Source organism: Janthinobacterium sp. 78, assembly GCF_003096775.1.
Lineage (GTDB): Bacteria > Pseudomonadota > Gammaproteobacteria > Burkholderiales > Burkholderiaceae_D > Janthinobacterium > Janthinobacterium tructae.
The window spans coordinates 1,494,266-1,514,093 of sequence record NZ_QENT01000001.1; the positions used below are offsets into that span (position 1 = coordinate 1,494,266).

Below are 19,828 nucleotides of genomic sequence, written 5' to 3' on the forward strand. Positions count from 1 at the left end.
GGTCCGCTCGGGTGGGCCATGGCTGAGGGTTGCCACGCCGGCAGGTTGGCTGGCGCTGCCAATGCTGCGCAGGAGCATTCATGAGTATTCCGTTGTTTGATGTGAATTCGCAAGAACCCCTGTTCGATCCCGAGCAGCGACGCACCCTGGCGGAAGCGGCCCTGCGCTCGATTACGGCCTCGACGGCGCACGCCCGTGGCGACGACTTCCTGCGCATCCTCGTCAAGGACCTGGCCGAAGCGCTCGACGTGCACTATGTGATCGCCGGGCGCCTGGTGCACATGGACGATGGCAGCGAAGGCATCCGCACGCTGGCCCTGTGGGGCGGCGACGGCTACCAGCCGAATATCGAATACAGCCTGCAGCACACGCCTTGCCAGGACGTAACCTGCCAAAGCATGTGTTTTCATGGCAGCGACATCCAGCGTCGCTTTCCATTCGATAGCCTGCTGGTCGACATGCATGCGGAAAGCTATGTCGGCATGCCGCTGATCGATACCGAAGGCAAGACCCTGGGCATCCTGTCGGCCATCGACACGCGTCCCATCGATGAAAACAAGCGCTTGCTGGCCTTGCTGCTGCTGTCGATCTTTTCGGCCCGCGGCGCGGCCGAGCTGCAGCACCAGGAGCGCACGCAGCAGCTGGAAGAAATTGTACGCGTGCGTACCGAATCGCTGCTGGCGGCGCAAGCGAACCTGATCGAGCAGGAACAGATGGCGGCCCTCGGCTCGCTGGTGGCGGGTGTCTCGCATGAAGTCAACACGCCTATCGGCGTGGCGCTGACGGCGGCGTCGAGCATGGGCAGCTATGCCGACCAGCTGGTGCAGCTGCTGGGCGGCGCCAAGGTCAGCCGCGCCGAACTGATCGACATTGCCGAATCGCTCAAAGGCGCGGCGGCCTTGATCGAGCGCAACCTGGCGCGCGCGGCCGACCTGATCGGCAATTTCAAGCAGCTGGCCGTGGACCAGGTCAGCGAATACGTGGCCGACCTGGCGCTGCACGACTATGTGCACGGCCTGGTGTCGGCGCACAGTCCGGAACTGCGCAAGGCGGCGCTGGGCGTGGAACTCGATATCGCGCCCGATTGCCAGGTGCGCCTGGCGGCCGGCAAACTGTCGCAAATCCTCTCGAACCTGCTGATGAACAGCGCCCGCCACGGCTATCCGCAGGGCGGGCCGGGGCGCATCACGATACGTGCGCGCATCGAGGCGGACGCGGATGACGCGGCCTTGCGCTGGCTGCTGCTGGAGTTTTCCGACGATGGCGTCGGCCTGGCGCCCGCCGTGCGCGAACACATGTTTGAACCATTCTTCACCACCAAGCGGGGCCAGGGCGGCTCCGGCCTGGGCATGCACATCGTCTATACGATCGTGCAGCAACTGGGCGGCCAGGTGTGCGCCATCGATTGCACTCCCGGCTGTCACATACAGATCAGGCTACCGCTGGCAGCCTGATCTGCTGTGCCGGCCTCAGGCGGCTGCCATCGACAGCGCCACCGCCTCTGCCACCTTGATGCCATCGACGGCCGCCGACAGGATGCCGCCCGCATAGCCGGCGCCTTCGCCTGCGGGGAACAGGCCCCGCGTGTTCATGCTTTGCAGGTTGTCGTCGCGGCGCTTGATGCGGATCGGCGATGACGTGCGCGTTTCCACGCCCGTCAGCACGGCGTCGGCCTTGTAGTAGCCCTTGATCTGCTTGTTGAATGCCGGGAACGCTTCACGCATGGCCGTGATCGCGTACTCGGGCAGCGCCGGCGCCAGATCCGTCAAGTGCACGGCCGGCTTGTACGATGGCATCACGCTGCCAAATTCCGTCGAGGCGCGGCCGGCCACGAAGTCGCCCACCAGTTGGCCTGGCGCATCGTAGTTGCCGCCGCCCAGGGCGAACGCGCGCTCTTCCAGCTCGCGTTGCAGGGCGATGCCGGCCAACGGGTCGCCCGGATAGTCGGCCGGCGTGATGCCGACGACGATGGCGCTGTTGGCGTTGCGCTCGTTGCGCGAGTACTGGCTCATGCCGTTCGTCACCAGGCGGCCTGGCTCCGAGGCGGCAGCCACCACCGTGCCGCCCGGGCACATGCAGAAGCTGTAGACGGAGCGGCCATTGCTGGCGTGGTGCACCAGCTTGTAGTCGGCCGCACCCAGAATCGGGTGGCCGGCGCTGGGGCCGAAGCGGCAGTTGTCGATCAAGGATTGCGGGTGTTCCACGCGGAAACCGATCGAGAACGGCTTGGCTTCGATGTACACGCCGCGGCGGTGCAGCATCTCGAAGGTGTCGCGCGCGCTGTGGCCGATGGCCAGCACCACGTGGTTGCTGGCGATGGTCTCGCCACTGTCCAGCACCACGCCGCGCACCTGGCCGCCGTCGGCACCGGGCACGATGTCGAGATCGACCACTTTGCTGCTGAAGCGGTATTCGCCGCCCAGCTGCTCGATATTCGCGCGCATTTCTTCCACCATCTTGACCAGGCGGAAGGTGCCGATGTGCGGCTTGCTCACATACATGATTTCCTCGGGCGCGCCGGCCTTGACGAATTCCGTCAGTACCTTGCGACCATAGTGCTTGGGATCCTTGATCTGGCTGTACAGCTTGCCGTCAGAAAAAGTGCCGGCGCCGCCTTCGCCGAACTGGACGTTCGATTCCGGGTTCAGTTCGCGCTTGCGCCAGAAGCCGAAGGTGTCAACCGTGCGTTCGCGCACCTGCTTGCCGCGTTCCAGGATGAGGGGGCGCAAGCCCATCTGCGCCAGGATCAGCGCCACGAACAGGCCGCAGGGACCCGTGCCGATGACGATGGGGCGCGGTTCGCTAGTGTGGCCGGCCAGCTGTTCGCCGCCGGCGACGAATTTATAGTCGGTGTCGGGTGCGGGCATCAGGTGGATATCGTGGCCCAGGCGCGCCAGCACGGCCGCTTCATTCTTGACGTCAACATGCAGCGAGTAAATCAACACCACGGCGCTGCGCTTGCGCGCGTCGTAGCTGCGTTTGAAGACGGTAAAGCCGAGCAAATCGGCGGCGGCGATGCCCAGGCGCGCCAGGATGGCGGCGGGCAGGGCTGCATCGTCGTGTTCGAGGGGGAGTTTTACTTCGTTGAGTCGCAACATGGTGTGTATTTTCAAAAATTGCCGGGCTCCGTAGTTAGCGGAGAGTCCGCGCCGCATCAATCCAACCATGCGCGCGCAAGGCGCTATTTTACCGTCAGCGCACAGTGCTGGCGTGTTCTGGGTAATTCTGTTGCTGAGGAGCTACGATTTTTCGCGGCCGCAATGGCGTGCTGCGGCTCAGGGGTGGGTGTGCATGGATTTAAAAAGAGTGCGCGGAATATAAATGTCGTGATTAACTCGGGCCCTGCTTTCCATGTGATGTGGAAAAGGTCTCCGGTTTATATTCGCGTTTGATGTGATCCAGATTATCGACTATGAAGATAAAACGAATGAGGCTCTTTTTAAAATTACGAGTTTACTTATCTGGAAAAAATATACGAATAGAATTATGCCGCTGCAATCCTGGGGTCTATCGTTTTTTTTGATCAAAGCGTAAACTTATTTTTTAGATTTCTATATTCAAAATATAACGGAAAAAATCTTTGTTTCCTAGTGTAATTTTCACCATCGTTGTATTTTCGCAACGAGGATGTGCAGGCGGGCCGCAGTGGAGAGGTTGGTCAAACTGCATTGCAGCAAATCCGCAAGCGATGCTGCGCTGGCTCTGCGGACGACAATATTTTTAATTGCCAAGTGCGGTTTTTAGCTATTGATATTCATTTTTATTGCAACGCATCAAATTCGTGCGTGCCTGCACCAAGTTGGACATTCTCCTTGGTGCTATTTTGTTGTTTCCTTGCATCATTTTACATCCCGTATTGACACTGCTTGGCGCGCTATGGTTTTATATATCGCTTGGATAGACTGTTGGATTTCTTCCAAAACCTGTCCCACCAGTGGCAGGGGGAAATATCAATGATTCAAAAACTAAAATCGGAAACAAAAACGTATTAAACATGATTTAGTGCTTAAAAATTAAACAAGCCACTCTATCAGAGGCGCTTAAATTCTAATAATTAGGAAACCAAATGTTGAGAAAAACAGTCTTGGCGCATGCCTTGTCGATAGCATTTACCGCGACGGTCACGTCGATGGTGGTGCTGCCAGCAGCCTACGCGCAGTCCAATACAACCGGTGCGATTTCGGGCAAGGCGCCTGCCGGCGCTACAGTGGTGCTTGAAAATAAGGCAATCGGTGTGACCCGTACCATCAAGGTTTCGTCAGATGGTAGCTACTCCGTGCCACAGTTGCCACCAGGTACGTATCAAGTGAAAGCCACGACTCCGACTGGCACCGTGGAAGAAGCCACTGTGTTCGTGTCGGCGGGTGTTGGCGCGAGCGCGGACTTTGGCGCGATACAGACCGTCTCCGTGACGGGTACGCGCTCCAGCCGCATCGATGTCAAGTCGCCTGAATCGAGCATGGTGTTGACCAAGGCTGCGATCGACCGCATTCCTGTAACACGTGATGTCACAGCCGTGGCGCTGCTGGCTCCTGGCGCGACAAAGGGCGATGCCCGTATCGGCCAGACCGCATTGCGCGGCGGTAACGTACCTTCCCTGGGCGGTGCATCGCCGGCTGAAAACGTTTACTACATCAACGGCTTTAACGTCACCAACTCGCTCAACGGCGTAGCCTTCAACCAGGTTCCGTTTGATGCAATTGGTCAGCAACAAGTCAAAACCGGTGGCTACAGCGCCGAGTACGGCCGTTCGCTGGGTGGTGTGCTGAGCGTGACCACCAAGCGTGGCACCAATGAGTGGAAAGGCGGCGTCAACGTCATCTACTCGCCAGAATCGACGTCGGCATCGGCGGTCTATGCCGAGAAGAGCCCGAGCACCGGCAAGTGGAACCTGGTCGAGAAGCCGGGTGGCACGGATGACCTGCAATCGAACATCTGGCTGGGTGGTCCGGTCATCAAGGACAAGCTGTTCATTTTTGGCCTGGTGCAAGGCGCAGATATCGAACGCAAGACGTATAACTCGAACCGCCAGGATACGACGACGTCGAACTCGCCAAAGTACTTGCTGAAAGCGGACTGGAACATCAACGATTCCAACCTGCTGGAACTGACGGCGTTTAGCGACAAGACCAAGGACAAGGTCAAGACCTGGGTTTCGCCAACCGCCTATGGCAAGGAAAAGGGCGAGTTCCAAGGCAATGACGAGTACACCACCGGCGGTGAAAACTACATCGGTAAATACACGTCTTGGGTCACGAATGACCTGACCGTGTCGGCATTGGTTGGCCTCGGCCGCTACAACCGCAAGTCCGATGTGTCGTCCTCTGCCTGCCCATACATTACCGATCGCCGTACTTCGACAATCAAGCAGTATGGTTGTGCCACCCAGACGTCGATCACCGACCCGAAGGCAAACGACGAACGCAAAGCGTATCGTATCGACGCAGAATGGACTTTCGGCGACCACGGCCTGCGTTTCGGTATGGATAACGAGACCTACAAGGTTACCGACGGTACTTTCTACCCTGGTGGCGACAACTACCGAGTGACCAACCTGAACGCTGGCGGCAAACTCAGCAATGGTTATGTCAACAACACGGGTGCAGTGCAACAAGTCGTGACCGTGCGTCACTTCGAGAATGGCGGTTCGTTCGAAACCAAAAACTCGGCTTTTTACCTGGAAGATAACTGGCAAGTGACGAAGAACGTCGTCGCTTCGATCGGCGTGCGTAACGAGTCGTTCAAGAACATGAACGCCGAAGGCGCCACGTTTATCGATGTGAAAAATACCTGGGCTCCTCGCCTGGGCCTGGTCTGGGACGTGAAGGGCAATTCGGACACCAAAGTGTTCGCCAATGCCGGCCGCTACTACATTCCTGTGATGTCCAACACCAACGTACGTCTGGCTGGTGCTGAGCTTGACTATAGCGATTACTACGCGTTCGGCGGCTCGTTTGCCGGCGACAAGACGGCGTTGCCTGCGATGGGGCAGAAATTGGGCAATCGCCTGGTCGTGTCCGATGGCAAGGCTGGCGATCCGAAATCGGTCGTCGATCCTAAAATCAAGCCGATGTTTCAGGATGAGTACATCCTCGGTATCCAGCAAGCGCTGCCAAGCCGCTGGGTGGTTGGCGCCAAGCTGACCTACCGCAAGCTGAAAAGCGTGATGGACGACATGTGTAACGATGAAGGCGCCGGCAAATGGGCATCGGCAAACGGCTACAGCGCCGCCGATGCACAAACCATCGCCGATACCGTTGGTCATTGCTTCTTGTACAACCCAGGTGGTGACCTGACCGCCAATATCGATTTTGATAATGGCAAAGGCTTCACACCGGTCGTGATTCCAGGCTCGGCCTTGAACTTCCCTAAACCAGAGCGTACGTTCAAGGCACTGGAACTGACGTTTGAGCGTCCATGGGATGGCAAATGGACGTTGCAAGGTTCGTATGTGCTGGCCTACAGCAAGGGAAATACGGAAGGCTATGTCAAGTCCGACATCGGTCAGGATGATGCCGGTATCAGCCAAGACTGGGATTACCCAGGTCTGATGGAAGGTTCGAACGGCTACCTGCCAAACGATCGCCGCCACACATTCAAAGTGTTCGGTTCGTATCAAGTGGCTGAAGAATGGCGCGTTGGCGGTAACATGTTGCTGCAATCGGGCCGTCCTAAAAATTGCCTCGGTTACTACAACGGCGACCTCGATAGCGTATCCGTCGGTTACGGCGCTGCTTCGTTCTACTGCAACGGCGTCTTGAACCCGCGCGGTACCCTGGGCCGTCTGGGCTGGACCAAGGAAATCAGCGCACAGGTTCAATACCAGCCAAAATGGAAAAAAGGTTTGACCTTCCAAGTTGACGTGTTGAACATGTTTAATGAGCGTAATGTCACCGCGATCAACGAGCAAGGCGAAAGCGCGCTGGGCACGGTAAGCCCGACGTACCTGCAGCCAGTGTCGATCCAGACCGGTCGTTCCTTCCGCTTCACGGCAGGTTACGAGTTCTAAGCAAGCTTGACCTTGAAGTGCCGCGAGGCACTTGATGTCACGGAGCCGGCCCCTGTCAAGAATGGGGCCGGTTTTTTTATGTCTGCGGATTTCCTGCGCGTGATGCCGCTACCAAAAAAAAGCCACCCGATGTGATTGCCGGGTGGCTTTTTCATTGTGGCGCCGCTGTCTGCTCTTTACTACATCCCGCCCCACAATGCCGCCAGCGTGGCCAGCGCCGTCAATCCCGCCGTTTCCGTGCGCAGGATGCGCGGACCCATCGCCAAGCCGATGGCGCCAGCCGCGATGGCGGCTTTTTCTTCCGCCTCGGTAAATCCACCTTCCGGTCCCACCATCACGGTGATCGCTTGCGGCGGCTGGTGACGCGCCCAGTCGGCCAGCGACTGCTGCGCGCGCGGCGTCAGGATGATGCGCTTATGCAAATCTTGCTGGCTGCTCCAGCTATTGAAGTCTTGCAAGGGCGCCAGCTGGGCCAGGCGGTTGCGCCCGCATTGTTCCGAGGCGGAGACGATGATGCCTTGCCAATGCGCGAGCTTTTTCTCGGCTCGCTCGCTGGACAGGCGCACCACGCAGCGCTGCGCCGCCAGCGGCACGATGCCGGCCGCGCCCAGTTCGATGGCTTTTTCGATGATCCAGTCCATTTTCGATGCTTCCGGCAACGCCTGCGCCAGGGTCACGGCATACGGCAGTTCCGCTTCGCGCGCCACGTGCGCCTGGATTTCCGCCGTCACGCTGCGCTTGGCCACCGCTACCAGGCTGGCTTGCACTTCGCCGCCTTCGCCATTGAACAGGGTGATGACGTCGCCCGGCGCCAGGCGCACGACCTGGATATGGTGGGCGACAGCCTCCGGCAGGGAGACGGTGGCGCCGGCGACGAGCGGCTGGGGGCAGAAAAAACGCGGCATGCAAATCCTCAACGGGGGTAAGTGGGGTGGAAAGACGTCAAAGTATAGCCATTTGGCGGGCCAGTACGCCGCAATTCTAATTTGCAGCCCCCCAGTCTGGTAAAATAGTTGACTACATAAAGCAGCCGGCCTGGGTTCTTTCTTGTCCGTGCTGTTGCAAACGAATCCCAAACTCGCGACTGACCCACACCATCATGACAACTACGCTCCCGACTACCAAAATGGCCAATGCGATCCGCGCACTGGCAATGGACGCTGTACAAAAGGCCAACTCCGGCCATCCAGGCATGCCGATGGGCATGGCCGAGATCGCAGTTGCCCTGTGGAGTGGTCACTACCGCCACAATCCAGCGAATCCAAAATGGCAGAACCGCGACCGTTTCCTGTTGTCGAACGGCCACGGCTCGATGCTGCACTACGCGCTGCTGCACCTGACGGGCTACGACCTGTCGATGGATGACATCAAGGCCTTCCGCCAGATGCATTCGAAAACCCCGGGCCACCCGGAAGTCGATGTCACTCCAGGCGTGGAAACGACCACCGGCCCGCTGGGCCAGGGCATCGCCAACGCCGTCGGCATGGCCCTGTCGGAGCAATTGCTGGCTGCTGAATTCAACAAGCCTGGCCACGACATCGTCAACCATTACACCTACGCCTTCGTCGGCGACGGTTGCCTGATGGAAGGTATTTCGCACGAAGTGTGCGCGCTGGCCGGCACCCTGGGCTTGAACAAGCTGATCGCCCTGTACGATGACAACGGCATTTCCATCGATGGCAAAGTCGAAGGCTGGTTCACTGACGACACCCCGGCCCGCTTCGAAGCGTACGGCTGGAACGTCATCCGCGCCGTCGACGGTCATGACGTTGCCGCCGTGGCTGCCGCCATCGCCGCCGCCAAGACCGCCAGCAAGCCAACTTTGATTTGCTGCAAGACCATCATCGGCAAGGGTTCGCCGAACCTGCAAGGCGGCGACAAGGTCCACGGCGCCGCGCTGGGCGACAAGGAAATCGCTGCCGTACGCGAATACATCGGCTGGGATGCCGCACCGTTCGAGATGCCGGCCGACGTGTACGCAGCCTGGGATGCCAAGCAACAAGGCGCCCTGCTGGAAGCGGACTGGAACGAGCGCTTCGCCGCCTACACCCGCGAATTCCCGCAGCAAGCCGCTGAACTGACCCGCCGCATGCAGGGCGAGTTGCCGCAGGCATTCGAAGCGGCCCTGAGCGCCGCCATCGCTTCCTGCGTCGAGAAGAAAGAAAACATCGCCACCCGCAAGGCCAGCCAGAACGCCATCCAGGCGCTGGCGTCGTCGCTGCCGGAATTCCTCGGCGGCTCGGCCGACCTGACCGGTTCGAACCTGACCAACTGGAAAGAGTGCGTGGCCGTGCGTTCGGGCCAGCCAGGCAACCACATCAACTACGGCGTGCGCGAATTCGGCATGAGCGCCATCATGAACGGCATCACCTTGCACGGCGGCTACATTCCGTTCGGCGCCACGTTCCTGACGTTCTCCGATTACAGCCGCAATGCGCTGCGCATGGCCGCGCTGATGAAACTGCGTTCGATTTTCGTGTTCACCCACGATTCGATCGGCCTGGGCGAAGACGGCCCGACGCACCAATCGGTCGAGCACGTCTCGTCGATGCGTTTGATCCCGAACCTGGACAACTGGCGTCCGTGCGACACCGTCGAGTCGGCTGCTGCCTGGGGCGCCGCCGTGCGCCGCAAGGATGGCCCGTCGACCCTGATTTTCTCGCGCCAGAACCTGCCGTACCAGGAGCGTTCCAGCGAGCAAATTGAAAATATCTACCGCGGCGGCTATGTGCTGAACGATGTGGCCGATGCCAAGGCGATCCTGATCGCTACCGGTTCCGAAGTGGAACTGGCTGTCGCTGCCGCCAGCGCGCTGGCCTCGGAAGGCATCAACGTGCGCGTGGTGTCGATGCCGTCGACCGACGTGTATGACCGCCAGGACGCCGCCTACAAGGCCAGCGTACTGACGAAGGGCGTGCCGCGCGTGGCCATCGAAGCGGGCGTGACCAGCTTCTGGTACAAATACGTGGGCCTGGAAGGCGCCGTGGTCGGTATCGACACGTTCGGCGAATCGGCGCCTGCCGGCGTGCTGTTCAAGCATTTCGGTTTCACGGTCGAGAACGTTGTCGCCAAGGTGAAAGCCGTTATCGCTGGCTAATATTGATTTTTAACGGTCCTGGCGATGTGCTCGCCGGGGGCGTGCATGTACCTTCTTTTTTAATCAGGAGCAGAGTATGACGATCAAAGTTGCAATCAATGGCTACGGCCGCATCGGCCGTAATGTATTGCGCGCTTTCTACGAAGGCGGCAAGAAACAGGACATCCAGATCGTTGCCATCAACGACCTGGGCGATGCCAAATCGAACGCCCACCTGACCCGCTATGACACCGCGCACGGCAAGTTCCCGGGCACGGTCACCGTCGAAGGCGATAACATGATCGTCAATGGCGATTCGATCCGCGTGTTTGCACAGCGCAATCCTGCTGAAATCCCATGGGGCGAGTTGGGCGTGGACGTCGTGCTGGAATGCACGGGTTTCTTCACCACCAAAGAGAAAGCTTCGGCTCACTTGAAGGGCGGCGCGAAAAAAGTCATCATCTCGGCACCAGGCGGCAAGGACGTCGATGCGACCGTCGTGTTCGGCGTCAACCACTCGGTACTGAAATCGACCGACACCGTCATCTCGAACGCCTCGTGCACCACCAACTGCCTGGCACCGCTGGTCAAGCCGCTCAACGACGCCATCGGCATCGAAACGGGCCTGATGACCACCGTGCACGCCTACACCAACGACCAGGTGCTGTCCGACGTGATGCATGAAGACCTGCGCCGCGCCCGTTCGGCCACCATGAGCATGATCCCGACCAAGACGGGCGCTGCTGCCGCCGTTGGCCTGGTGCTGCCTGAGCTGAATGGCAAGCTGGACGGCTTCGCCATTCGCGTGCCGACCATCAACGTCTCGCTGGTCGACCTGACCTTCATCGCCAAGCGCGACACCACGGTGGAAGAAGTCAACGCGCTGATGAAAACCGCATCGGAAGGCGCCCTGGAAGGCATCCTGACGTACCAGACCGAACCGCTGGTATCGATCGACTTCAACCATAACCCGGCTTCGTCGAACTTCGATTCGACCCTGACCAAGGTATCGGGCCGTCTGGTGAAAGTATCGTCGTGGTACGACAATGAGTGGGGTTTCTCGAACCGCATGCTCGACACCACCGTTGCACTGATGTCGGCCAAGTAATTCCTGGCTAGCCTGCAAAAAACGCCCTTCGGGGCGTTTTTTTTCGTCTGGCGTGATTAAAAACGCCGGCGGTAGAAGCGCCACAGCACGCGCAGGTCGCGCAGCACGGGCACGCCCGACAGCAGGGTCAGCACGCCGGCGAGCAGGATGGTGGCAGCCGGAAAGCCAATGTGCTTGAAGGCAAGTGCGCCGCTGACGCCGCCGATGAAAAAGCAGCTGATCAAGAGGCTGTGCGTTCTCAGCTTGCCGCGGTTGACCTTCACCATCCGGTCCGGCAGGTGGCGCCGGTTGTAATACGCCATCTTGCCCAGTTCGATGCCGATATCGGTGGACAGGCCCGTCACGTGCGTGGTGCGGATGACGGCGCCCGAAATCTTGGTGATGATGGCGTTTTGCAAACCCATGACAAAGCACAACAGCAAGATGGTGACGGGGCCCAGCACGTCGGGCATGGTGGCCAGATAATTGCCCGTCAGGCCGAACAGCAATAACAGGGCCGCTTCCAGCAGCAGGCTGGCGGCAAACTGGCTGTGCAGCCGGCGCCGCTTGCCCCAGTTCACCATGATGGCCGTCACGGCCGCACCGCTGACAAAGGCCAGCCAGGCGCCCAGCGCGGCCAGGGCCAGCGTGATATTGCCCAGCGCCAGGTCATCGGCCATGCCGGAAACGATGCCCGTCATGTGCGAAGTATAGCCGCCGATGGCGAGAAAGCCGCCCGCATTCACGGCGCCGGCCACCAGCGCCAGCACACAACCGAGCTGCAGGTTGGCTTGCGTATCGCGTGCCGATCCGCTCAGGCGGGACAGGTAATGGAGCGGCATGCGGGCGTGGTTTCCTCTTGCCGTGGTTTATTTATAGATGCCGGAACCGACGATCATATTGTCGACCCGTTCGATGTAGCCGGATTTTTGCTCGACCACCTTGGTCAGCGGATTGGGCCATTTGAAGTCTACCCAGCCGCGTCCGGCCGGCGTATTGGCCGTGGTGATCAGCGACTTGACGATGGCCTTGCCCTCATTGTCCTTCAGGTCGATCAGGTTCTTGCCGACCATCTTGGGATTGTTGCCGTGCGCCAGGGTGACACCATTCATGTCGTACACATAAATGTACAGGTCGCGGTCATGGAAGCTGGTGTTGGCGGGATCGGCAATGGCGGCAAAGGCCTTTTCCTTGCCATCGGCCTTGATCATGGCCACGGCGCGCTTGGTCATGGCGATGGCTTCGTCCGCGCTGCCCTTGGGGGCGGCCCATGCCGCTGCCGGCATGGCGCAGAGGATGAAACTGGCAACGAGGGCGTGGATGCCCGTTTTTACACTCGTCTTCATACGCTGTCTCCTGGGATGATAGGCAACTCCGGCGCGGCCTGTTGTACGGCACTACTGGGAAGTGGAATTGCCTATACGTATCATACGCCGCCGCCGGGCTTATGCAATCGTTGCGGGAAAGATCGTGTGCCACAGGCGCATCACGTTGTCCGCATGCACGCGCACTCTTTCCGGTTCCACCCGGGCCAGGTCGTGGCCTTGCAGGCGCAACTGGTGCTGCAGCTTGCGTAGCGCGCGGTAGGCGTCGGCCACCAGGGCGGCCAGCTGCGCGTCGATCAGCCCCAGTTCGCCGCACAGGCGCAGCAGGGCGATATTGCCCGAGTTGGCCGTCAGTTGCGGATACTGCGCCGCATGCTGCAGCACCAGGTATTGCACCATGAACTCGATGTCGATCATGCCGCCCGGATCTTGTTTCAAATCAAAGCTGCCAGGGCGGGGCGGGTGGGCGTCCAGCATTTTCTTGCGCATGGCCACCACTTCGCCCTTGAGCGGGCCGTTTTCCGGGCGCTCCTTGCGCAAGATCGTGTCGCGGATGCGTTCGAAGTGCTTGCCGATGGCGACGTCGCCTGCGCAGAAGCGCGCGCGCGTGAGCGCCTGGTGCTCCCACACCCAGGCCGCGCTGCCCTGGTAGCGCTCGAATGCCTGCACGCTGGAAACCAGCATGCCCGAGGCGCCATCGGGGCGCAGGGCGATATCGATGTCGAACAGGATGCCGGCCGAGGTGTGCGAGGTCATCCAGGTGATGAAGCGCTGCGCCAGCTTGGCATACAGGCCGGGCGCTTCCTGGTCGTCGTCGTCGAACAGGAAGATGACGTCGAGGTCGGAGACATAGCCGAGTTCCTTGCCGCCCAGCTTGCCATATGCGATGACGGCGAATTTCGGCACGTCGCGGTGGCGCGCAGGTAAGGTTTGCCACACGGCTTGCACGGTGGCGGCGACGATGATGTCGGCCAGCTGCGACAGGTAATCGGCCAGCTTTTCCACGCTCAGGTCGCCCGCCAGGTCTTGCGCCAGGCACTGGAACAGTTGCGCATGGTGTGTTTCGCGCAGGATATCCATCTGCCGCTCCGTGTCGCCGGGCGCGTCGTCGAGCTGGCGCTGCAGGTCCAGCGCCAGCGCGGCTGGATCGGGCACCGTGTTGCGGATGCGTTCATCGAGCAGTTCGTCGAGCAGGATAGGATGTTGCGTGAGGAAGGTGGCGGCCCAGCCGCTGGCGCACACCATGCGCACCACGCGCTCGAGCGTATGGGGATATTCCGTCAGCAGCGACAAATAGGCCGAGCGGCGCGCGATGGCTTCCAAAAAGTCGAGCAGGCGGCCCAGGGTGGCCAGCTGGCTGGCGTTACCGTTGGAAACGGAGCAATCGGTGATCAGGGGCAGGGCGGAATTGACGAGGGCCACCAGACGCGTGCGGCTCGCCTCGGGCAAGGATTGCAGCCGCGGCGCCTGCCATGTGGCCAGCAAACGCCGCGCGCAAGCGGCCGGTTCGTGGAAACCCAGGGCGGCGAAGCGCGCCTCGATGGCTTCCTGCTGGTCCGAGGCGGCGCAGTCGTTCGACGTCTGCGGGTCGATGCCCGTGTCGGCCGGCGGCGTGCCGCTGCTCTTGTCGCTGAACATTTCGTCGAATTGGCCGGCGACAAACACGCGGTGCGCTTCGAGCTGGGCCAGCAGGGTAGGCGTGTCGGGCAAGCCCATCATCTGCGCCACGACCAGGCGGTCGGCCTCGTTGGCGGGCAGGGTATGGGTTTGCGCATCGTCCAGGTATTGCAGCCGGTGTTCCAGGTTGCGCAGGAACGTGTAGGAGCCGAGCAATTGCTCCACGATGGCCGGTTCCAGCAAACCCTTGTCTGCCACCGTGCGCAGGGTGGCGCGTGTGGAACGCTCGCGCAGCTCCGCGTCGCGCCCGCCGCGTATCAATTGAAACACTTGCGCGAGGAATTCGATTTCGCGGATGCCGCCCCGGCCCAGTTTGACGTTGTTGCTGCGGTCCGGGTGCAGCCGCTCCTGGCGGTTGACCTCGGCGCGGATCTGGCCGTGCATGGTGCGGATGGCATCGATGACGCCGAAATCGAGGTAGCGGCGGAAGACGAACGGGCGCACGATGGCGTCAAGCGAGGCAATATCTTCCGGCTTGCCCGTCACGGCGCGCGCCTTGACCCAGGCGTAGCGTTCCCATTCGCGGCCCTGCACGATCAGGTATTGCTCCACCATGCCCAGGCTGGCGGCCAGCGGACCCGAGTTGCCGTTCGGACGCAAGGCCATGTCCACGCGGAAGGTAAAACCGTCTTGCGTGATTTCGGCCAGGGCGGCGATCAGCTTCTTGCCCATGCGAATGAAAAACTCGTGATTTGACAGGCTGCGCTGGCCCGGCTGGGTAGCTTGCGTGTCACCATCTTCCGGGTAGACAAAGATCAGGTCGATGTCCGACGAGACATTCAGCTCGCCGCCGCCCTGCTTGCCCATCGCCAGTACCATCAAGGCCTGTTCCTCGCCCGACTCTTCGCCGACGGGCATGCCGTGCAAGGCCACCATCTCGGCCATGATGGCGTCCACATGCGTGCGGATGGCGAAATCGGCAAAGCCCGTCATGGCCGTGACGACCTCGTTCAGGTCGGCCTGGCCGCAAAGATCGCGCTCGATCAGGCCGCACACGAGCAGGTTGCGCAGGCGGCGCATGGCCCGCTCGGCCGGCAGCGGCGGTGTGGCGGCGTTCGCTTGGTCGGCCAGAGCGGCGGCAAAATCGAGCCCGTCGAGCGGCGCGCGCACCAGTTGCGTTATCTGCGCGGCGCGCTCGGGGGCGGCGCTCAGCCAGCGCTGGTAGAAACGGGAGGCGGAGATCAAAGGCTGTGTGCTCATGGTGTCGGTAAGGGTCTCGTGAATGCTGCTTGCATGGTTCTTGTTTAACTTGGCTGTGAACGGCGGGGGATGCGGTAAAATTGTGCCGCTGGCGCGAATGCCGCCGGCAGTGCATGCTCTTCCGGACGATGGTAAGGGAGGCTTTGCTCAGAAGCAAGCGCAAGGATGCAGGCGCGCACCACGAATGCAGACGATTTTTGCCATTATTTGACGCCGGGCCAGTTTATTAGCTTATTGATGCAAAAACCGCCAGAAGCAAGCGTGACAGAACATGTGCCATTGGCCCTGCGCTGGCAGCGGCTGCGTGCCGCCTATCGCATGGCCAATCTGGCCACCCACCATGTGTTGGGTTTTACCATCAAACTGGTGCTGCTGGCGTATTTCGCCTTCGCCGTGCTGTTTTTATTCCTGCGCTACGCCATCTTGCCGAATATCGATTACTACAAGGGCGATATCGAGCGGGCGGCCAGCCGCGCGCTGGGCAACCCTGTCAGCATCGCGCGTATTTATGCCTCCTGGCATGGCGTGCGGCCGAATCTCTTCCTCGGCGACGTGAGCCTGCGCGACCAGGCGGGCCGCCAGGCGCTGAGCCTGCCGAGCATCTCGGCCACCGTGTCGTGGTGGAGCGTGCTCGGTTCCGTGCGCTTCGATACGCTGGAAATCACGCGGCCCGACCTGGACGTACGGCGCAGCAAGGATGGCAAGCTGTATGTGGCAGGCGTGCTGGTCGACAGTACGCAAGGCAGCGATGGCAAGGGTGCCGACTGGCTGCTGTCGCAGCATGAGATCATCATTCGCGACGGCAAGGTGCGCTGGACCGACGAAGCGCGCGGCACGCCGGAGCTGGCTTTAAGCCAGGTCAACTTGCTGCTGCGCAACCACTGGCGCAGCCACCGGCTGGGCTTGCAGGCCACCCCGCCTGCCAGTCTGGCCGCGCCCATCGATGTGCGCGCTCACTTCAGCCATCCCCCTTTCAGCACGCGCATCTCGGATGTGTCGATGTGGAAGGGCGAGTTGTACGCCGACCTGAAAAACGCCGACCTGGCCGCTTGGCGCCGCTATCTCGACTACCCGTTTGAATTAAGTCAGGGCAAGGGCGCCCTGCGCGCCTGGCTGAGCCTGGATCACGCGCGCCTGGCCGGCTTCACGGCCGATGTGGGTCTGACGGATGTGCAGGCGCAGCTGGGCGAGCATATCGCGCCGCTCGACTTGCTGTCGGTCAGCGGGCGCATTTCGGCAAAGGAAGAGCTGTCGGCGCAGGTGCCGGACGGCAAACCCACCTTCGGCGCGAATGGGCACCAGGTCGAGTTGACGAATTTCGCGGTGGAAACGCGCGATGGCCTCAGCCTGCCGCCCACGACCCTGTCCGAGCGTTACATCGCCGCCACCAGACGCAAGCCGGCACGCACGGAAATCACGGCCAAGTCGCTTGATTTGCACACCCTGGCCGCGCTGGCCGACAAGCTGCCGCTGGGCGAGCAGCAGCGCCAGCGCCTCGACGCCCTGGCGCCGCGCGGGCGTTTGCAGGATTTTTCAGCGCAATGGGAAGGCGACATGGCCACGCCCGCCAGTTACCGTTTGCGCGGCAAGCTCATCGATCTTGGCCTGAATGCGCAGCCGGCGCGCCTGGCCGTGGCGAAGACGGCGAGCAGCCCTGCACAGGCGGCCGCGCCGGCCATTCCCGGCTTCGACCACCTGACCGGCAGCATCGACGCCAATGACAAGGGCGGCAGCATTGCCATCGAAGCGCAAGACCTGGTGTTGCAGTTCCCCACCTACCTGAGCGAGCCGGCCTTGCCGTTCGAACAATTCGCCATGCAGGCGCGCTGGACCTTTGAAGCGGGCAATATGCTGCAAGTCGGGCTGGACAAGCTGGACTTCGATCAGCAAGGCTTGCGCGTCGCCTTGCAGGGCACGCACCGCATGCCGCTCGACGGCAAGAACCTGGGCCAGGTGGACCTCACGGGCACGATCGACAATTTCCAGATCAACACCATCGGCCGCTATCTGCCGCTGCAAACGCCCGAGCACCTGCGCCACTGGCTGATGGGCGCGCTGGAAGGCGGCGTGGCGCGCGATGTCGGCCTGCGCCTGCGCGGCGAACTCGAGCATTTCCCCTTCAAGGGGGATACGCCGGCCCAGCGCAGCCGGGGCGACTTCCGCGTAGCCGGCAAGCTCGAGAACGGCATCCTCAATTATGCACCGGGCGAATTTGCGGAAAACGGCCCGCTGGCGGGCAAGGCGCCGTTGTGGCCGCAGGCGGAAAAGATCAAGGGCAGCTTTATTTTCGAGCGGGCGCGCATGGAAATTCGCGGCGATACGGCCACCACGGGTGGCGTGGCTCTGACGAATGTCAAAGCCGTGATTCCCGACCTGACCGTGTTCGACACCTTGCTCGATATCGAGGGCAATGCAGCTGGCCCGATGCAGGAATTTCTCAAGTACGTGACGGCCAGTCCCGTGCTGGGCTGGATCGAGCATTTCACGGATGAAACGACGGCCACGGGCAACGCCAAACTGGCCCTCAAATTGCACTTGCCGATCGAGCGCATGCTGGAAGCGACCGTGCAGGGCAGCTTGCAGCTGGCGGGCAATGACGTGGTGCTGTTCCACGACATGCCGCCCGTGCTGGGCACGCAGGGCAAGATCGAATTCAACGAAAAGGGCGTCAACCTGAATGGCTTGAACGGCAGCCTGCTGGGCGGGCCGCTGGCCATCTCGGGCGGCACGCAGGCCGACAATTCCATCCAGGTCAAGATTGCCGGCAACATGACCATCGACGGTTTGCGCAAGACGTATCCGGCGCCCGTGCTGCAGCGCCTGGCGAAACATTTGAATGGCGGCGCGCGCTACAGCGGCCTGATCACGGCGCGCGACCACCAGGTGGTGGTCAATGTCGAGTCGCCGCTGACGGGACTGGGCCTGGATTTCCCCGCGCCCCTGAAAAAGCCGGCCGGCGACAGCCTGCCCGTGAAATTCACCCTGACGGGCAACGCGGCCAATGCGGCTGGCCTGCGCACGGACGATATCCGCATCGCACTGGGCTCTGGCATCGCCGCCCGCTACCAGCGCCAGAAGCAGGGCAAGGATGCCTGGCGCCTGGTGCGCGGCGGCATCGGCGTGAACGTGCCGGCACCGGAACCGGACAGCGGCATGATGCTCAACGTGAATATGAAAACCCTGGACGTGGACAGCTGGATCGCCGTCGGCGGTGAAATCGCCGGCAACGCCACGGCGCCAGCCGAGGCCGGTGGCAATGCCGACGACGCACCCGATATCGCGCAATATGTGGTGCCGGACATGATGGCGGCGCGCGCCAGCGAACTGATGCTGGGCGAGCGCAAGCTGGAAAACGTGGTGGTGGGCGCCACGCATCAAAAGGATGTGTGGCAAGCCAATATTGACGCGAAACAAGTGTCGGGCTATGTGACGTGGCTGGAAACGCCTTCCGGCCTGGGCAAGATGACGGCGCGCCTGTCGTCGCTGATCATTCCGGAATCGGCCGCCAACGATGTGAAGAGCTTACTGGAAGGCAAGAGCGGCGCCCAGTCGATTCCGTCGCTCGATATCATCGCCGAGCAATTTGAACTGTTCAACAAGAAGATCGGCCGGCTGGAGTTGCAGGCCTATAACACCATGGCGGCGGGCGGGCGCGAGTGGCGCGTGGGCAAGCTGCAACTATCGAACGCTGATGGCGCGCTGAGCGGCAATGGCAAATGGGTCATCAAGGATGGGCAAAGCACGACCAGCCTGCGTTTCGGCCTCGATATCGTCGATGCGGGCAAGTTGCTCGACCGCTTCGGTTTTGCCGACACGGTGCGTCGCGGCAAGGGGCGCCTGAGCGGCGACATCGCCTGGAACGGCTTGCCGTATTCGCTCGACATTCCCACCCTGTCGGGGCAGATCGAGATGAATGTGGAGTCGGGCCAGTTCCTCAAGCAGGATCCGGGCGCGGCCAAGCTGTTGGGCGTGCTCAGCCTGCAAGCCTTGCCCCGTTTGCTGAAACTCGATTTCCACGATGTGTTTTCCGAAGGGCTGGCCTTCGACGGCATCACGGCCAACGCCAGCATCAAGCGCGGCGTGGTGAGCACCGACAACCTCAAGATGCACGGCGTGGCGGCCACCGTGCTGATGGATGGCAAGGCCGACATCGCCAATGAAACGACGAATTTGCACGTGGTGGTGATCCCCGAATTTAACCTGGGCACGGGGCCGCTCGTGTATGCGCTGGCCGTCAACCCCGTTATCGGCCTGGGTAGTTTTCTGGCGCAATTGTTCCTGCGTGCCCCCGTGATGAAGGCGCTCACCTATCACATGCAGATTGCCGGCCCGTGGAAGTCGCCCGTCGTGACCAAGCTCGATGGTGGTAAATTGGAGCCTGTCGCCGTGCCTGCCGCTGCGGCCGTGGAGGCGGTGGCGAAATAGGCGAGGCGTTCGAATGGAGAAGAGGTGGC

Annotated in this window: 10 protein-coding genes; 5 read left to right on the forward strand and 5 right to left on the reverse strand. The window is 61.3% G+C overall.

Annotated elements, in window-relative coordinates; all coding sequences use genetic code 11:
- Nucleotides 1-80 precede the first annotated feature (80 nt).
- Complete coding sequence (locus C8C92_RS06650; RefSeq protein WP_116743317.1) at nt 81-1,454, forward strand: ATP-binding protein; 1,374 nt, start codon at nt 81-83, stop codon at nt 1,452-1,454.
- 15 nt (nt 1,455-1,469) lie between these two features.
- On the opposite strand, the gene C8C92_RS06655 is transcribed toward C8C92_RS06650, so the two are convergent.
- A complete protein-coding gene (locus tag C8C92_RS06655; RefSeq protein ID WP_116743318.1) occupies nt 1,470-3,098 on the reverse strand; it encodes an NAD(P)/FAD-dependent oxidoreductase in 1,629 nt (542 codons plus the stop codon).
- A 968-nt stretch (nt 3,099-4,066) separates the two neighbouring features.
- On the opposite strand from C8C92_RS06655, the gene C8C92_RS06660 reads away from it, so the two are divergent.
- Nucleotides 4,067-7,009 (forward strand): TonB-dependent receptor, encoded by a 2,943-nt coding sequence (locus C8C92_RS06660; protein ID WP_099760464.1) that lies wholly within the window; start codon nt 4,067-4,069, stop codon nt 7,007-7,009.
- A gap of 179 nt (nt 7,010-7,188) precedes the next feature.
- Here the strand turns inward: C8C92_RS06660 and C8C92_RS06665 are convergent, their stop codons facing one another.
- Nucleotides 7,189-7,914 (reverse strand): 16S rRNA (uracil(1498)-N(3))-methyltransferase, encoded by a 726-nt coding sequence (locus C8C92_RS06665; RefSeq protein ID WP_099760463.1) that lies wholly within the window; start codon nt 7,912-7,914, stop codon nt 7,189-7,191.
- A 194-nt stretch (nt 7,915-8,108) separates the two neighbouring features.
- Here C8C92_RS06665 and tkt point away from each other — a divergent pair, with 194 nt between their 5' ends.
- Both tkt and gap read left to right on the forward strand, forming a co-directional pair.
- Nucleotides 8,109-10,106 (forward strand): transketolase, encoded by a 1,998-nt coding sequence (gene tkt, locus C8C92_RS06670; protein ID WP_116743319.1) that lies wholly within the window; start codon nt 8,109-8,111, stop codon nt 10,104-10,106.
- A gap of 76 nt (nt 10,107-10,182) precedes the next feature.
- On the forward strand, nt 10,183-11,193 hold the full coding sequence (gene gap, locus C8C92_RS06675) for a type I glyceraldehyde-3-phosphate dehydrogenase (protein ID WP_099760461.1): 1,011 nt from the start codon (nt 10,183-10,185) through the stop codon (nt 11,191-11,193).
- 56 nt (nt 11,194-11,249) lie between these two features.
- Here the strand turns inward: gap and C8C92_RS06680 are convergent, their stop codons facing one another.
- The 3 genes from C8C92_RS06680 to glnE all read right to left on the reverse strand — a co-directional run bounded on the left by C8C92_RS06680 (nt 11,250) and on the right by glnE (nt 15,398).
- Nucleotides 11,250-12,014, reverse strand: coding sequence for a YoaK family protein (locus C8C92_RS06680; RefSeq protein WP_116743320.1), 765 nt, complete (start codon nt 12,012-12,014; stop codon nt 11,250-11,252).
- Between the two features lie 27 nt (nt 12,015-12,041).
- Complete coding sequence (locus tag C8C92_RS06685) at nt 12,042-12,518, reverse strand: cache domain-containing protein (protein ID WP_099760460.1); 477 nt, start codon at nt 12,516-12,518, stop codon at nt 12,042-12,044.
- A 99-nt stretch (nt 12,519-12,617) separates the two neighbouring features.
- A complete protein-coding gene (gene glnE / locus C8C92_RS06690; protein WP_279340956.1) occupies nt 12,618-15,398 on the reverse strand; it encodes a bifunctional [glutamate--ammonia ligase]-adenylyl-L-tyrosine phosphorylase/[glutamate--ammonia-ligase] adenylyltransferase in 2,781 nt (926 codons plus the stop codon).
- Nucleotides 15,399-15,635: 237 nt separating this feature from the next.
- Between glnE and C8C92_RS06695 the strand changes: the two genes are divergently transcribed.
- Nucleotides 15,636-19,799: a YhdP family protein gene (locus C8C92_RS06695; RefSeq protein WP_347708460.1), complete on the forward strand. Its 4,164-nt coding sequence runs from the start codon at nt 15,636-15,638 to the stop codon at nt 19,797-19,799.
- Nucleotides 19,800-19,828 lie beyond the last annotated feature (29 nt).

Bases quoted from the DNA above. Each gene is read 5' to 3' on its own strand.
- C8C92_RS06650 (WP_116743317.1), top strand. From the start codon at position 81: ATGAGTATTCCGTTGTTTGATGTGAATTCGCAAGAACCCCTGTTCGAT.
- C8C92_RS06655 (WP_116743318.1), bottom strand. From the start codon at position 3,098: ATGTTGCGACTCAACGAAGTAAAACTCCCCCTCGAACACGACGATGCA.
- C8C92_RS06660 (WP_099760464.1), top strand. From the start codon at position 4,067: ATGTTGAGAAAAACAGTCTTGGCGCATGCCTTGTCGATAGCATTTACC.
- C8C92_RS06665 (WP_099760463.1), bottom strand. From the start codon at position 7,914: ATGCCGCGTTTTTTCTGCCCCCAGCCGCTCGTCGCCGGCGCCACCGTC.
- tkt (WP_116743319.1), top strand. From the start codon at position 8,109: ATGACAACTACGCTCCCGACTACCAAAATGGCCAATGCGATCCGCGCA.
- gap (WP_099760461.1), top strand. From the start codon at position 10,183: ATGACGATCAAAGTTGCAATCAATGGCTACGGCCGCATCGGCCGTAAT.
- C8C92_RS06680 (WP_116743320.1), bottom strand. From the start codon at position 12,014: ATGCCGCTCCATTACCTGTCCCGCCTGAGCGGATCGGCACGCGATACG.
- C8C92_RS06685 (WP_099760460.1), bottom strand. From the start codon at position 12,518: ATGAAGACGAGTGTAAAAACGGGCATCCACGCCCTCGTTGCCAGTTTC.